The organism is Acidipropionibacterium jensenii, assembly GCF_005890135.1.
GTDB classification, from domain to species: domain Bacteria; phylum Actinomycetota; class Actinomycetes; order Propionibacteriales; family Propionibacteriaceae; genus Acidipropionibacterium; species Acidipropionibacterium jensenii.
Window position 1 is genome coordinate 1,337,088 of sequence record NZ_CP040635.1, and the last position, 14,435, is coordinate 1,351,522.

A 14,435-nucleotide genomic window follows, 5' to 3' on the forward strand; every position below is an offset into this window, starting at 1 on the left:
CGCCTCGCTGTCAGAAGAGGAAGTTGAGGATGATGACCAGGACCAGGGAGACTCCGGCCAGCGGGACGGTCCGCTTGTACCAGGGCTGGTTCTTCTCCTCGGGATCCGTCAAGGACTCCTTGGGAGTCTCCGAGTAGACCAGGCCGACCAGCTCGGAGGCAGGCTTCGGCGTAGTGAACAAGGACACCACGATGCTGACCACGATATCCACCACGAATCCCGCGGCGGCGGCCACGAAGGAGATGCCCTGGCCACTCAGTGAGTACACGCCCAGAGCGCTCGGCAGCCAGACGGCGACGGCGGCCAGGGTGCCCGATGCCAGGCCGGACCAGCCGGCGGCCGGGGTGGAGCGCTTCCAGAACATGCCGAGGATGAAGGTCGCGAAGAGCGGCGCGTTGAAGAACCCGAACAGGGTCTGGAGGTAGTCCATGATGTTCGAGTAGTTCGAGGCGATGGCCGCGGTGCCGATGGCGATGATCGACGCCGCCACGGTGGCGAGGCGTCCGACCTTCACGTAGTAACCGTCGGGCTTGTCCTTCTTGACGTAGTGCTGCCAGATGTCCACGCTGAACACGGTGTTGAAGGCCGAGATGTTGGCGGCCATGCCTGCCATGAAGGCGGCCAGCAGGCCGGTGATCGCCAGGCCCACCAGGCCGTTGGGCAGCAGGTCCTGGATCAGGTACAGCACGGAGTCGTTGTAGGTGACGGTGCCTGAGGCGCCGCCGGCCACCGTCTGGCCGGCCTTGGTGGCGGCGATCTCGGGGACGAGCACGGCGGCCAGGACGCCGGGGAGAACCGTGACGAAGGGCACCAGCATCTTGGGGAAGGTGCCGATGATCGGGGTGCGGCGGGCGTCCGAGAGGGACTTGGAGGCCATCGCGCGCTGGACCTCGACGAAGTTCGTGGTCCAGTAGCCGAAGCCGAGCACGAAGCCCAGCCCGAAGACGATGCCGATGACCGACAGGACCGGGTTGTCGAAGCCCGACAGGGACTGGCCGGGCCAGGAGTTGAGCTGTTCGCCGGCGGGGACGATGGCGCCGGGGTGGGCAGCGGCGGCCTCGGTGATCCTGGCCTTGAGGCCGTTCCAGCCGCCGACTCGGTGCAGGCCGATGAGAACCATCGGGAGCAGGCCGGCGATGATCACGAAGAACTGCAGCACCTCGTTGTAGATAGCCGCGGACAGGCCGCCGAAGGTGATGTAGGCCAGCACGATGATGGCCGCGACGATGAGGGCCACCCACAGCGGCCAGCCCAGCAGAGCATGGACGATGCTGCCGAGCAGGTACAGGTTGACGCCGGCGACGAGGAGCTGGGCGACGGCGAAGGACAGCGAGTTCACCAGGTGGGCGGCGGGCCCGAACCGCTTCAGCATGAACTCGGGCACCGAGCGGACGCCGGAGCCGTAGTAGAAGGGCATCATGACGACGCCCAGGAAGAGCATCGCGGGAACCGCGCCGACCCAGAAGTAGTGCAGGGTGGGTAGTCCGAGTTCGGCCCCGTTGGCCGACATGCCCATGATCTCGACAGCGCCGAGGTTGGCCGAGACGAAGGCCAGGCCGGTCACCCAGGCCGGCAGCCGGCGTCCCGACAGGAAGAAGTCGAGGGAGTCCGAGATCTGGTGCCGGGCCATGTACCCGATGCCCAGAACGAACGCGAAGTAGACGATCAGGATCACGTAGTCGATCGGACTGGCGTGGATCAGTGTCTGCAGTGCCACCATCGTGAATATCCTCCCCGGGTGGCGACGTCGGTTGGCGGCCGGTCGTCGGTCGCTGCGAGGATCGTTCCCCACAGGTCGTCATCCCGAATGTTTGCGTTACCGCAGCAGGGTGCGGATCCGGTCGTGGAAGCGTGCCTGTGGATATCTATGTTTCGTCAAGATTCGGCGCGTGTCAAGGCCGCATGTCATACTTGTACTTGTGGTGGCGTAAACATTCACGGCCGCCGATCAGGCTCGGTTCCACCGCACCGTGGCGGGGTCGGGCGGGTGCCGTGCGATGTTCGTCACCTCACCTATCAACGGGGCCGGCGCAGGCCCCGTCCGCAGGATCGGAGTCATCGTGGACACGCAGCAGGACCTGCAGGAGCAGGACCCCCAGGAGATTGTTCCCGCCTGGACCGCCCAGGAAGGCGCCGAGGGCGCCGTCGCACTGTTCGAGGACACCTTCGGCCAGAAGGCCGACGGGGTGTGGGCGTCCCCCGGGCGGGTCAACATCATCGGGGAGCACACCGACTACAACGGCGGCCTGTGCCTGCCGATCGCCCTGCCGCACCGCACCTATGTGGCACTGCGGCGCCGTGATGACGCCGAGGTGCGCCTCGTCTCGTCCTTCGACGGCGAGGTGCTGCGCTGGGACGGCGCCCTGCCGGACGTCCATCCCGGCGGTGTGAGGGGCTGGGTCGGCTACACCGCCGGTATCGCCTGGGCCCTGGCCGGGGCAGGGCACCAGATCTCCGGATTCGACGCCGCCCTGGTCAGCTGCGTGCCCACGGCGGCCGGGCTGTCCTCCTCGGCCGCCGTGGAGTGCGCCGTCGGGCTGGCCCTCGACGACGTCAACGGCCTCGGGCTGGGAGCCACCGACGCGGGCCGCGCCGCACTCGTCGATCTGGCCGTGCACACCGAGAACGACCTGGTCGGCGCGCCCACCGGCGGCCTGGACCAGGCCGCGTCGCTGCGCACCGCCGAGGGCAGGGCCCTGCTGCTGGACTGCCAGGACGGCTCGGTCCGCCAGGTCCCCTTCGACCTGGCCGCCGAGGATCTCGAACTCCTGGTGATCGACACCCGCGCCAAGCACAGCCACGCCACCGGAGGCTACGGGCAGCGACGGGCCACCTGCGAGGCCGCCGCGAAGACCCTCGGCGTCGGCACGCTGCGAGAGATCACCGATCTCGACGGCGCCCTGGCACGCCTGGCCGATGACGAGCCGGTCCGCCGGGTGCGCCACGTCGTCACCGAGATCCAGCGGGTCCGCGACTTCGTCGCACTGGTGGAGGCCGGCCGGCTGCTCGACGTCGGGCCGCTGATGAACGCCTCCCACGACTCGCTGCGCGACGACTACGAGGTGACCTGCCCCGAGCTGGACGTCGCGGTGGACGCCGCCCGATCGGCCGGGGCCATCGGCGCCCGGATGACCGGCGGAGGGTTCGGCGGCTGCGCGATCGCCCTGGTGGACGCCGAGAAGCGCGACGACGTGGCCGCGGCCGCCGTGGCCGCCTTCGCCGAACACGGTTTCGCGGCACCGAGGCTCTACGCGGCGATCCCGTCCGCGGCGGGCAGCCGGGTCAACTGAGGAGACCCCGAGATGGCCGATGGACGCGGCGGGGTGCCATCGCGGGGAGCGTCCCAGCGAGACGTCGCAGCGGTGGCCGGGGTGTCCCCGCAGACCGTCTCGCGGGTGCTCAACGGCTCCGAGAGGGTGCTTCCGGCGACCCGTGAGAAGGTGCTGCGAGCGATGGAGGCACTGGGCTATGTGCCCAACGGGGCGGCCCGGGCGCTGCGCTACGGACGACACGGCTGCCTGGGTCTGATCAGCACCGACTTCTCGCGCACCGGGGAGGCCAGGACCGTCCAGGCGGTGGTGGACGCCGCCGCCGAGCGGGGCTTCGACACCGTTCTGGGGCAGATCGGCCGGCCGTTGGACGGGATGGGCAGCTCGGAGGCCTTCGAGATCGGGTACCGGTCGTTGCTGGCGCGCACCGGGCTGATGGTCGACGGATTCGTCGTCCAGGGAATCGAACTCGGCCATCCGGAGTCCCTGCCGGCGGTCCCGGTGCCGCTGGTGGTGGCCAGCAGCCGGCCGGGACCGTTGACGAGTGTGGGCTGCGGACAGGTCGAGGGGGTGCGGCGGGCGGTGGAGCACCTGCTGGAGCTGGGTCACCGGACGGTGCACTGCGTGGCCGGTCCGGAGAGCTCCCTGCAGGCCGCCGACCGGCTGTGCAGCTGGTACCAGACCCTGGTCGACCACGGTGCCCGGGTGCCCGAGCCGGTGCCCGGAGACTGGGGGAGCGAGTCGGGCTACCGGGCCGCCGACCGGCTGCTGGCCGATCCGGAGCTGACGGCGGTGTTCTGCGTCAACGACGAGATGGCCGCCGGCCTGATGTCGGCCCTGCACGAGCGTGGGTTGCGGATCCCCGAGGATGTCTCGGTGGTCGGCTTCGACGACGTGATGGCCGAGCGGCTGTGGCCGAGGCTGACCACGGTGCGCCAGGACTTCGCCGAGATCGGACGGCGTCTCATCGATGAGCTGCTGCGGCTGATCCACGGGGCGGACGCGGTCGGGCAGGACGCGAGCGGCAGCTCGGTGGCCGAGACCACCCACCTGCTGGTGGACAGTCCGCTCATCATCCGGGACAGCAGCGGGCCTCCCCCGCATGACTGAGTGCGTTCTGGACTGAGTGCGCTACTGGGGCTGCACCGGGTTGTAGGCGCAGACGTCGGTGACCGACTGGCTCACCCTGGTCGGCGTCGGGCTGGAACTGGGGGAGGGAGTCGGGGACGGCTTCGGGGTGGCCGTGGCGGTGCGGCTGGGGCGCGGCGAGGCCGAGGTGACCGGACGATTCCGGTTGCTGACATTGGATGCGTCGGCGATGGCGTCCTTCACCTGGTTGCGCATCAGCGAGTAGTTGGGGTCGAAAGCGACGAAGCCGTTCTTGCCCTGGGTGAAGAGCAGCCGGTTGACATTGGCCCCGCGCATCCGGATCACCAGGGCGACGAAGGCCGGCAGCATCCCCTGCGGGATGTCGGAGACCACCATGTCGCCGGAGGCCGAGGCGATCGCCTCGAACCGGGTGAGGACGGTCTGGGGGCTCACCTGGTCCAGCACCGCCTTGATGAGGCAGGACTGGCGTCCCATCCGGTCGTAGTCGGTGGAGGCCGAGCGGCTGCGGGCGTACCACATCGCGCGGTAGCCGTTGAGGTGCTGATCGGGGCCGATCTCGATGTAGCCGGTCGGCTCCTTGCCCTCGGTGTTGCCGGCGATCGGCAGCCTCTCGTTGACGTTGACGGTCACCCCGCCGACGGCGTCGACGAACTTCTGCAGGCCGTCGATGTCGAGCATCACGAAGTAGTCGATGTTGAGTCCGAGGGCCTCACCGATACCCAGCTTGAGGGCGTCCGCCCCCGGGTAGTCGGTGGCTCCCATGGCGTCCTTGTGGTCATTCTGGACGGTGCTCCACACCGCGTTGGCGAAGAAGTCCGAGTCGTCGCCGTGGCCGTTGCTGAACCCCTTCGGATAGATCTTGTGGAGGGGGGAGTCCTCGGGGAAGGGAAGGGATGCCAGGTTGCGGGGGATCTGGATGATCGTGGTGTTGCCGGTCTGGGTGTCGATCGAGGCCACCATCATGGTGTCGGTGTTCATCTCGCCGTGGGCTCGGTAGTTGCGCGAGGAGGAGTCGTCACCACCGACCAGCAGGACGTTGACCCGGGGCTTCTGGCGCCAGATCTCGTCGACGCTCTGGTTGTAGTCGATGGCGGGCCTGGTGCCCGACCGGGACTCGGAGAAGATCTTGCCCAGGGCGGCCGCCTCGTCGTGGGCATAGCGCGCCGCGATCGCCATCGGTGCCGCGATCGCCAGGGACAGGGTGCCGACCAGGACCGCCGAGATCCACCGTTGGGTTCTGGTGATCCGGCGGGGCCGGATGTCGAGGTGGGTGACGACGAGCAGACCGACCAGCAGGACGGCGAGCAGCGGGACGGCGATCGAGATGACATTGAGGAGCCGGGGCCGCACGGCGACCGAGGCGACCAGGGCCGGTTTCGCGAAGCCGGTGAGGACGACTGCGGTGAGGCCGGCGAGTGCCAGGCCGGTCACGACGAGTCCTGCTCGCCGGCGACTGTGGTGGCGACTGGCCCACAGGCCCAGGCCGGGGACCAGGGCGCCCAGCACCGTCCAGAAGGCCGATCGGCGGTACTCTCCCCGCTCCTCGTGACGCGCGGCGCGGGTGGCCCTTCGGCTGTCGGCTGCCGCGTAGCGACCCTCCTGGAACGACTGATCGGAGTCGTCGCGGGTGCGACGGGCCGAGGAGTCGGCGTCATGGGCCCACCGGTCACTGGCCGAGAGCACGGCCGATCCGTCATCGGTGGCCGCGCGCCGGACCCGGGCGCGATCGCGGGCCGCGCTCGACGGATCGGCCGCCTCGTCCTCCAGATCCTCCAGCCGCATCGCGTGGGTGGGCTCGTAACTGCCGGTGGCGTCCTCGGACAGACCGCGCCGTGGTCCACCGGCCGCGCGCTCCTGCCGGAGCTCATCATCGAGTGCGCGCCGACTGAAGACGTGGGTGTCGTCCATCGACTCGGGGTCGTTCATCCACCAGGGGTCGGCGTGGCGTGGAGAGCGAGGGTCACCGCCGGACTGGGAGTCGACCATGCTCGTCCTCTCGACGACGGATAGTTGCAGACAAGTGTTACTCGTGACGGATGTGGCGGCCGAAGCCGGATCCATGGTAGCCGCGGGCTGTCAACCGATCCTCGTCGACGTGGTCGGGTCGACGGGCGGTGCCGGGTCGCAGGGGTCGGGACGAGGGTCAGAATTGCTGAGCCGCCGGGTTGTCGATAAGGTGGTCCGGCATCCTTGGAGGTGTCGCCTAGTCTGGTCTATGGCGCCCGCCTGCTAAGCGGGTTTGGGACTTAACTCCCATCGCGGGTTCAAATCCCGCCACCTCCGCCAAGGGACGTGACCGTAGATCACGACCCCGTTCTCCGAGTCTGCGGGACCGGAGATTTGATGACTGGCAGCACCTGTTGTACAGTCTCCTATTGCGCGAAGCGCTAGCGCCCGTGGCTTAACGGATAGAGCATCTGACTACGGATCAGAAGGTTGGGGGTTCGAATCCCTCCGGGCGCGCAGGATGAAGGACCCACCCATTCGGGTGGGTCCTTCTGCGTTCGGCGGGCCTCAGGTTCCGGGCATCAACTGGTTCTCCACGAGCCGGCGGGCCTTCTCCGGGGTCCAGTCGGAGGGGAAGCCGGCCGCTGCCAGGGAGGCGTCGAAGTCCCGGGACAGGGCGGTGTACTGCTCAGCCCGTTGTCGGGCGGTGGCCTCCATCAGGGCCGACCACTGGGACTGGTCGTCGATCTGGCTGGCCAGACCCTTCTCCCCGACCAGTTTGGACAGTTCGCATGCCGCGGCGTCCACTGCAACCCGACTGTTGCGCATCTCCCGCTCGGCGATGAGCAGGCGGGCGTAGGCGGCAACCACGTCAGACGGGAGGTCGGTCCGCGACCTCTTACCCCGGTGTCCACTCAGGCCCCACCACACCACGGCGTGAACCGCCTTCTTGAATTGATGCTGATGCGCACTCGACCGCGAGCCCGTTCGGCAGGTGGCGAAGGCATTGTCTGAGAGAATCATAGGGGAAATCTCACAGATCGACACCAGGGGGGCTGTGGGATGCTGGAGCCGAGCCGACCCCCGGGAGGCCGGACATCGGTGAGAGGGACATATGCCAGCCATCTTCGCCCACCGCGGGGCCCACAAGAATCTGCCGGAGAACACCATGCCGGCCTTTCAGGAAGCCATCGACGAGGACGCCGACGGCATCGAGCTGGACGTCCAGATGACCAGTGACGGCCACCTGGTGGTCTGCCACGACGAGACCATCGACCGGACCAGTGACGGCACCGGACAGATCGTCGACCACAGCCTCCAGGAGCTGCGGGCGCTGAACTTCGCGGCCGGCAGTGCAGACTGGGAGCCGGCCACCATCCCGCTGCTCGACGAGGTGCTGGATCTGCTGGCTCCCACTGAGGTCGGCCTCAACATCGAGCTGAAGAACAGCGTGGTGCGCTACCGGGGACTCGAGGAGCAGACCGTCGCCGCTGTCAGGGCCCACCGGATGGCCGACCAGGTGGTGCTGTCCAGCTTCAACCACCGCAGCCTGGTCGCCCTCGCCGAGATCGCCCCAAAGATCCGCCGCGGCCTGCTGTACTCCGACGATCTGGCCGACCCCTGGGACTACGCCCACCGGATCGGCGTCCAGGCGGTCCACCCCGGAGGATGGCTGCTGAGGGGCCGCGACGACGTCCCGCGGTTCCATGCCGCCGGGCTCGGGGTGCGGGTGTGGACCCTCGACGACCCCGACCAGATCAGGGAGGCGGCCGCACTGGGGGTCGACGCCGTCATCACCAACGACCCGACCGGAGCCCGGGCCGCCCTGGCGCACTGAGCGCCCGGTCGGGGCCGCCGCTGGCCGGTCAGGCAGGTCAGGCCAGGTGTCGCGACCAGAAGTCCAGGATCGTCTCCAGTCGCTGACGGCGGTGCCAGGGAGTCCCCGAGCGTGACAGCTCGTGGTTCTCGCCGGGGAAGATCAGTAGTTCGGTGTCGACCCCGGCGCGGGTCAACCGGGCGTGGTACTCCAGCCCCTGGGTCATCGGTGCGCGCAGATCCTGCTCGGCGTGGATCACCAGGGTAGGAGTGGTGACCTGCTCGGCCCAGCGCATCGCCGACTGGGCCTCCAACTGCTCACGGGTCGTGCCGTTGTAGCAGTCCGGGTAGTACCAGCCGATGTCCGAGGAGCCGATGAACGAGGCCGGATCCAGGTATCCCCGCTCCACGATGGCACCCCGCCAGCGGTGGTCGTGGCCGATGATCCAGGCCGTGAGGTAGCCGCCGTAGGAGCCGCCCATGATCCCCATCCGATCGCGGTCGAGATCGGGGTGGGCGGCCAGGGCGGCCTCCAGGAAGGCCATCACATCGGCGGCGTCGACGTCGCCGAAGCGGCCGATCAGGGCCCTGCCGTGGTCGCGGCCGTAGCCGGCCGAGCCGCGCGGGTTGCAGGCCACCACCGCGTAGCCGGCCCCAGTCATAGCCTGGAACTCGTCGAAGAAGCTGCCGGTGTACTGGGAGTGCGGTCCGCCGTGGATCATCAGGATCACCGGGTGCGGGCCGGGTCCCTCGGGGGTCAGGACCCAGCCGTGCACCGGGTATCCGTCGGGGGAGGTGGCGGTGAGCTCCCGCGGCAGGGTCACCGGGGAGGCCTCGCGCAGGTCCCGGCCGAAGTCGGTGAGGATCGTGACCCCCTCGGGGCCGACCAGGGCCACCTCGCCGGGGGACTGAGGGGTGACCAGGGTGACGACGGTGTCGTGGGACCCGGGGATCTGGGCGGCTCCCCGGGCGACGGCGTCGACGTCCAGCAGGAGGGTGTCGCGCGGGGCGCTGCCGTCACCATTCGGGCTCACCAGGTGGAGCCGGCCGCAGCCCCGGAAGGACTCGGTGACGAGCACCCCGGCCGGGCCGGGCGCCATCGTCGAGGACAGCCCCAGATCGGTACCGGTGAGGACGGTGATCCCGTCGGCGCCGACCAGCCCGATCTGGGTGTTCGCCGAGACCGGGTCGTTGCCGTCGGGGCCGAGATCGGCGAAGGCGACCAGCAGGTCCGGATCTTCGGGGTCGCCGGCCAGGGTCACCGTGTTCATCGAGGTGCGATGGATCCCCTCGGGGGTCTCGATGGTCTCGGAGCCGGGCACCGCGTCGATCTGGCCGTCGGGGGAGATCCGCACCAGGGAGGTGATCATCGCCGAGTCGGCGGTCTCACGGCAGGCGACCACCGAGCCGTCCGGGCAGATCACCGGACTCGTCCAGTCCGCATGGTCCTCGGTGAGGCTGCGCATCGACGCCATCGCCGCCAGAGAGTCCTCGGGGATGCTGATCGCGCCGCGACCGGCCGGCGGCACCGCGGGCTCGGCCTCGGGATCGGGGACCTCCAGGAGGAAGAGCTGGAGCGGCCGGTCGGTGTACCAGCCGGCTCCCAGACCGTTGTGCCGAAGCTTCAGGCCGGTGAGATGACGCGGGTCTTCATGGCCGGCGTTGATCCCGTTGACGGTGCCGTAGCGACCCGGGTCGGGCACTCGCGCCGAGACCACGATCCGGCGGGAGTCGGGGGACCAGGAGAACTCGTTGACCCCCTGGGTGAAGGAGGTGATGATCCACGGTTCGCCGCCGTCGGCCTCCATCAGAGCCAGCTGGGGGCGGTGGCCCTGGTTGCGGCGCAGGAAAGCGATGAGCAGGCCGTCCGGGGAGACCTTCGGGCTGGTGTCGGCGAAGCCGCGGGTGATCCGCCGGGATCCGGTCCCCGGGGCGGTCGGCCCCGGGCCGGCTCCCAGGGCGATCCGCCACAGCTGGCCGACCCGGTCGTCGGCCTCGAAGTTGGGGTGGGTCATCGAGACGACAGCCCAGGTTCCGTCCGGATGGACCGAGGGGGCGCTCAGGTGGGGAAGAAGACAGATCTGCTCGGGCCTCATGGTGCCGACCCTAGCTTCCCCGCAGCCGCTCAGTCCCGCGACAGGATGGCAACCGAGTAGGGCGGCAGGACCAGGGTGGCGCGGGCCGGCTGGCCGTCGTAGCTCTGGGCCAGGGCCTCGACCTCCTCGGGGACCTCCTCGCCGATGAAATCGGGGGAGTACTGGGTGGCGTCGGAGTCCAGCCGGGTGGTCCAGCGGCCCGGCCAGGGCATCCCGATGGTGTACTCGCCCCAGCTGGTGTTGGACAGGTTGACCGCCACCACGACGTCGTCGCCCGGGCCCCCGTCGTACCAGCGGTGGAAGGCGTAGACCTTCGTGTCGTTGTTGTTGTGGAGAGTGGCCACGTGCTGACCACAGAGGCCCTTGGTGAACCCGGCCCGGTTCAGACGCAGGTCGATGAGGTCGGCGTAGAGCCGCACGATCCCGCGGAACTTCTGATCGCGGTGCCAGTCGAGGGGAACGGTGTCGCGGAACCAGCCGTCGGTGAGGAACTCCTGGCCCTGGAAGATCATCGGAACCCCGGGGGCGGTGAAGACCAGGGCCGCTCCCAGGGTGGAGCGCTTCTGGGCGTAGTAGCCGTCGGGGTCGTCGGCGTCGATCTCCTCGGGGACCCGCGCCGATCCGTTGGCCACCTCGTCGTGGGACTCGGTGTAGATCACCCGGGAGAAGGCGTCCCCGTAACTGAACTCGACGGCGTCGCGGATCGCCCCCATGTCGCGGGCCCGGTCGTCGGCGGCGATCACCGCCGCGCGCACCGGATGGACGAAGTGGTTGTCCCACTGGGCGTGGAAGGCGGCCCCGTCCTCGCCGGTGGAGACCACCGGGGGGTAGCCGTGCAGATCCTCGGCGATGACATAACGGGTGGGCTCCAGCTGCCGGATGTCGGTGTTGATCCAGCGCGACAGGCTCCAGCCGTCGGGGATGTTCATCACGGTGGCGTCGACGCTGCGCATGTAGGGGGTCATGTCCAGCCGCAGGCCGTCGGCGTGGTACTCCCGCAGCCACATCATGGCGTTGTCGTGGATGAACTGGCGCACCTCGCCGCGGCCGTAGTCGGGGCGGGTGTCGCCCCACGGGGTGGAGGACCGCCAGTCGTTGTAGAAGTAGATCCCGCCCTTGTCGTTGTCGCTCCAGCCGTCGAACTGCCACAGGTCCAGGTCGGAGGGGCCGAAATGGTTGTAGACGACGTCGATGATGACGGCGATGCCGTGGCTGTGGGCGATCCGCACCAGATCGCGCAGCTTCTCCGGGCCGCCGTAGGCGCTCTCGACGGCGAAGATGTTGGCCGGGTTGTATCCCCAGGAGAAGTCCCCGGCGAACTCGGCCAGGGGCATCAGCTCGATGGCGTTGACCCCCAGGTGGACCAGGTGGCCCATCTTGTCCTCGACATCGTCGAGGGTGGCCGGGTGGTCGTCGCCGGGATCCTCGTCGAAGAAGGTGCCGACATGCATCTCGTAGATGACGAGCTCGTTGAGGGAGGCGATGGTGAAGTCGTCGCCGCGCCAGTCGTAGGCGTCGGGATCGACGATGATGCCGTTGCCGACCGAGCTGGTCACGTGCCGAGCGTAGGGGTCGATGCGGCTGATCAGGCGCCCGTCCTCGGCGTGGATGACGAACCGGTACTCCTGGCCGACGCGGGCTCCAAGGATCTCCCCGTACCAGTAGCCGTTGTGCTCGCTGGTCAGGGTGTGGTCTGCGGTCGGAGGCGCCGCCTTCTCGGCAGTTCGCCTGTCTGTGGGGTTCGCGGGAGTGGTCGGGGGCAGGGCCGACCAGTCGTCGAAGGAGCCGGTGACGTCGACGGCGGTGGCGTGTGGAGCCCACACCCGGAAGGCGGTCCCGCCCTCGAGGATGATCGCGCCCATGCCGCTGGCGTGGCTGTCGTCGGTGGTGGGCCGGGTGTTGTCGGCGCTCATCTGCTCTCCTCCTGGCCACGATCGCGGTGATCGCTGTCCGATCTGGAGTCTAGGACCGGAGCCGGTCGGGTCGTGCTGACGCCGGCCGCCTCACTAGGCTCGGGACATGTTCGACTCCGCACCGCAGCTGCCCGCCATCGACCATCCCGAACTGCTCGGAGAGCCCGTTCGCCGGCTCATCGGACTGATCCCCCAGGCACAGGTCTTCTCGATCGATCCCGCACTGTCGGACACCGAGTCGCTGTGCCGGGCCTACGGCGAGCCGGAGTCCACCTGCGGCAACTGCGTCATCGTGCGCGGCCACCGTGGCCAGATCACCCGCACCGTGGCGTGCCTGGCGCTGGCCACCACCCGCGTCGACGTCAACAAGCTGGTCCGCAAGCGGCTGGACGTCCGTAAGGCGTCCTTCGCGCCGATGGAGGAGGCGACCACCGAGTCGGGGATGGAGTACGGCGCCATCACCCCGGTCGGGCTGCCCGATGACTGGCCGATCTGGATCGACCCGGCCGTCATCAAGTCGTCGCAGGTGTGCATCGGGGCGGGCACCCGGTCGTCCAAACTGGTGATTCCCGGCGCGGCCCTGCTGGCCCTGCCGCACGCCGAGGTGGTCGAGGGGCTGGCCGGCTGAGTCCGGGGGCTGCGTGCTGCTGGCTGCGGGAGTTACTCGGCCAGGCCGTAGAGCCGGTCCCCGGCGTCTCCCAGACCCGGGACGATGTAGCCGTGCTCGTTGAGGTGGTCGTCGACGGCGGCGACCACCAGGTTGGTGGGCACCCCGAGCTCGTGCACCAGCTCGCGGAAGTGCTCGATGCCCTCGGGGGCGGCGAGGATGCACAGGCAGGTGATGTGGTTGGCGCCGCGTCGGACCAGGAACTCCACCGCGCCGCCCAGGGATCCGCCGGTGGCCAGCATCGGGTCGAGGACGAAGCACTGACGACCGGTGAGGTCGTGCGGGAGCCGCTCGGCGTAGGTCATCGGCTGGAGGGTCTCCTCGTCGCGGGTCATCCCGACGAAGCCGACCTCGGCGCTGGGCATCAGGCGCATCATGCCCTCGAGCATTCCCAGACCGGCGCGCATGATCGGCACCACCAGGGGCTTGGGATGAGACAGTGCGACCCCGTGGGCCTCGGCGATCGGGGTCTGCACCGTGGTCGGCTCGACCCGCACATGGCGGGTCGCCTCGTAGGCCAGCAGGGTGACCAGTTCCTCGACGAGATGACGGAACTCCGGGCTGGAGGTGTTGACCGACCTCAGCAGAGTGATCTTGTGTGAGACGAGCGGATGGTCCATGACGTGCAGTTCCACGGGCCCCACCTTCCCACACCGGGAGCCATCGCATGACCACCGGGCCGTGGTGGGGCCGGCAGAACGCCCGGGGCGGGCGATTTCCCGAGCTTTTCGCCCTGCCGGGGTGTGATCGGCCGGCATTGTCTGACACCATGGGTAGGCGATCGGCCAGAGGAGGACGTTGTGTGCCCGTTCAATGACGAGGATGTGGATTCGTTCGACAAGGATCACGCCGAGGCATCGGCGGTCTCCGAGCATGCCGACGATCACGTCAACGACCTCGAGGGCGCCGATCTGCCCGATGAGGACTACGACGATCTGGACGACGACACCGACGACTACGACGACGCCGATGATGACGATGACGAGGATGACTCCGAGGACGACGATGATGACGATGACGAGGATGACTCCGAGGACGACGATGATGACGAGGACTACGACGACCTCGACGACCTGGAGGACGCCAGCGACGACGAGATCGACCTGGTGGTGGCCCTCTACAACGACGACGGCGAGCGGATCGCCGTCTCCCTGGACAAGCAGCTCGCCAACGATCTCGATGAACTGATCACCCAGCTGCGCCGACTGCCCGGTGACGCCGGGGTGGTCGGGATGGTCTCCATCGATCATCAGTTCTTCATCATCGTGCGCGCCCGAGGCCGCAATGTCGGGGTCTTCCTGTCCGACGCCGTCCAGGCCAACGACTGGCCGATCGCCCGCGACGTCGCCGACTACCTCGGCGAGGACATCCCCGATCCCGACGAGGACTCCGAGGCGATGGGGGATCTCGGGCTGATGTCCGACGTCGGGATCAGCGAGTTCGACCTGGAGGCCTACGCCGAACTCGACGAGGACTCCGACGAGGTGCTCGCCCAGATCGCCCGGCGGATCAACTACGGTCGCGAGTTCGAGCACGCCTCTCCCTCGATCCGCTGAGGTGACTCGACCCGCTGAGGGGCAGGGGGCATCGGGGGGCGCGGCCGAGCGAGAGGCCCCGA

Annotated in this window: 11 protein-coding genes and 2 tRNA genes; 7 read left to right on the top strand and 6 right to left on the bottom strand. The window is 68.9% G+C overall.

Annotated features, from left to right (window positions below; genetic code table 11):
* Positions 1-10: 10 nt before the first annotated feature.
* Positions 11-1,717: a sodium:solute symporter family protein gene (locus FEZ32_RS05820; RefSeq protein WP_028702085.1), complete on the bottom strand. Its 1,707-nt coding sequence runs from the start codon at positions 1,715-1,717 to the stop codon at positions 11-13.
* Positions 1,718-2,060: 343 nt separating this feature from the next.
* Between FEZ32_RS05820 and galK the strand changes: the two genes are divergently transcribed.
* Both galK and FEZ32_RS05830 read left to right on the top strand, forming a co-directional pair.
* Positions 2,061-3,290, top strand: a complete 1,230-nt coding sequence (gene galK, locus FEZ32_RS05825) for a galactokinase (protein ID WP_051238041.1) — start codon at positions 2,061-2,063, stop codon at positions 3,288-3,290.
* 12 nt (positions 3,291-3,302) lie between these two features.
* Positions 3,303-4,379: a LacI family DNA-binding transcriptional regulator gene (locus FEZ32_RS05830; RefSeq protein WP_138680183.1), complete on the top strand. Its 1,077-nt coding sequence runs from the start codon at positions 3,303-3,305 to the stop codon at positions 4,377-4,379.
* Between the two features lie 21 nt (positions 4,380-4,400).
* Here FEZ32_RS05830 and FEZ32_RS05835 read toward each other — a convergent pair whose 3' ends face one another.
* Positions 4,401-5,729 carry an LCP family protein gene (locus tag FEZ32_RS05835; protein WP_244937961.1) on the bottom strand — a complete coding sequence of 443 codons (1,329 nt, stop codon included), beginning with the start codon at positions 5,727-5,729 and terminating at the stop codon, positions 4,401-4,403.
* An 842-nt stretch (positions 5,730-6,571) separates the two neighbouring features.
* Here FEZ32_RS05835 and FEZ32_RS05840 point away from each other — a divergent pair.
* Together FEZ32_RS05840 and FEZ32_RS05845 are read left to right on the top strand one after the other, a co-directional pair.
* Positions 6,572-6,665, top strand: a tRNA-Ser gene (locus FEZ32_RS05840).
* A 104-nt stretch (positions 6,666-6,769) separates the two neighbouring features.
* Positions 6,770-6,842, top strand: a tRNA-Arg gene (locus FEZ32_RS05845).
* A 51-nt stretch (positions 6,843-6,893) separates the two neighbouring features.
* On the opposite strand, the gene FEZ32_RS05850 is transcribed toward FEZ32_RS05845, so the two are convergent.
* Positions 6,894-7,196: a hypothetical protein gene (locus FEZ32_RS05850; RefSeq protein ID WP_138680184.1), complete on the bottom strand. Its 303-nt coding sequence runs from the start codon at positions 7,194-7,196 to the stop codon at positions 6,894-6,896.
* Between the two features lie 244 nt (positions 7,197-7,440).
* Here FEZ32_RS05850 and FEZ32_RS05855 point away from each other — a divergent pair, with 244 nt between their 5' ends.
* Entirely contained in the window at positions 7,441-8,163 is a 723-nt protein-coding gene (locus FEZ32_RS05855; RefSeq protein WP_028702089.1) for a glycerophosphodiester phosphodiesterase, read from the top strand.
* A 37-nt stretch (positions 8,164-8,200) separates the two neighbouring features.
* Here FEZ32_RS05855 and FEZ32_RS05860 read toward each other — a convergent pair whose 3' ends face one another.
* Together FEZ32_RS05860 and FEZ32_RS05865 are read right to left on the bottom strand one after the other, a co-directional pair.
* Entirely contained in the window at positions 8,201-10,237 is a 2,037-nt protein-coding gene (locus FEZ32_RS05860; RefSeq protein WP_138680185.1) for an alpha/beta hydrolase family protein, read from the bottom strand.
* Positions 10,238-10,266: 29 nt separating this feature from the next.
* Positions 10,267-12,150, bottom strand: coding sequence for an alpha-amylase family glycosyl hydrolase (locus FEZ32_RS05865; protein WP_138680186.1), 1,884 nt, complete (start codon positions 12,148-12,150; stop codon positions 10,267-10,269).
* A gap of 106 nt (positions 12,151-12,256) precedes the next feature.
* Here FEZ32_RS05865 and FEZ32_RS05870 point away from each other — a divergent pair, with 106 nt between their 5' ends.
* Positions 12,257-12,778, top strand: a complete 522-nt coding sequence (locus tag FEZ32_RS05870; protein ID WP_138680187.1) for a YbaK/EbsC family protein — start codon at positions 12,257-12,259, stop codon at positions 12,776-12,778.
* A gap of 32 nt (positions 12,779-12,810) precedes the next feature.
* On the opposite strand, the gene upp is transcribed toward FEZ32_RS05870, so the two are convergent.
* Positions 12,811-13,437 carry a uracil phosphoribosyltransferase gene (gene upp / locus FEZ32_RS05875; RefSeq protein ID WP_097799752.1) on the bottom strand — a complete coding sequence of 209 codons (627 nt, stop codon included), beginning with the start codon at positions 13,435-13,437 and terminating at the stop codon, positions 12,811-12,813.
* 291 nt (positions 13,438-13,728) lie between these two features.
* Here upp and FEZ32_RS05880 point away from each other — a divergent pair, with 291 nt between their 5' ends.
* Positions 13,729-14,373, top strand: coding sequence for a tRNA adenosine deaminase-associated protein (locus FEZ32_RS05880; protein ID WP_244937962.1), 645 nt, complete (start codon positions 13,729-13,731; stop codon positions 14,371-14,373).
* Positions 14,374-14,435: the final 62 nt, after the last annotated feature.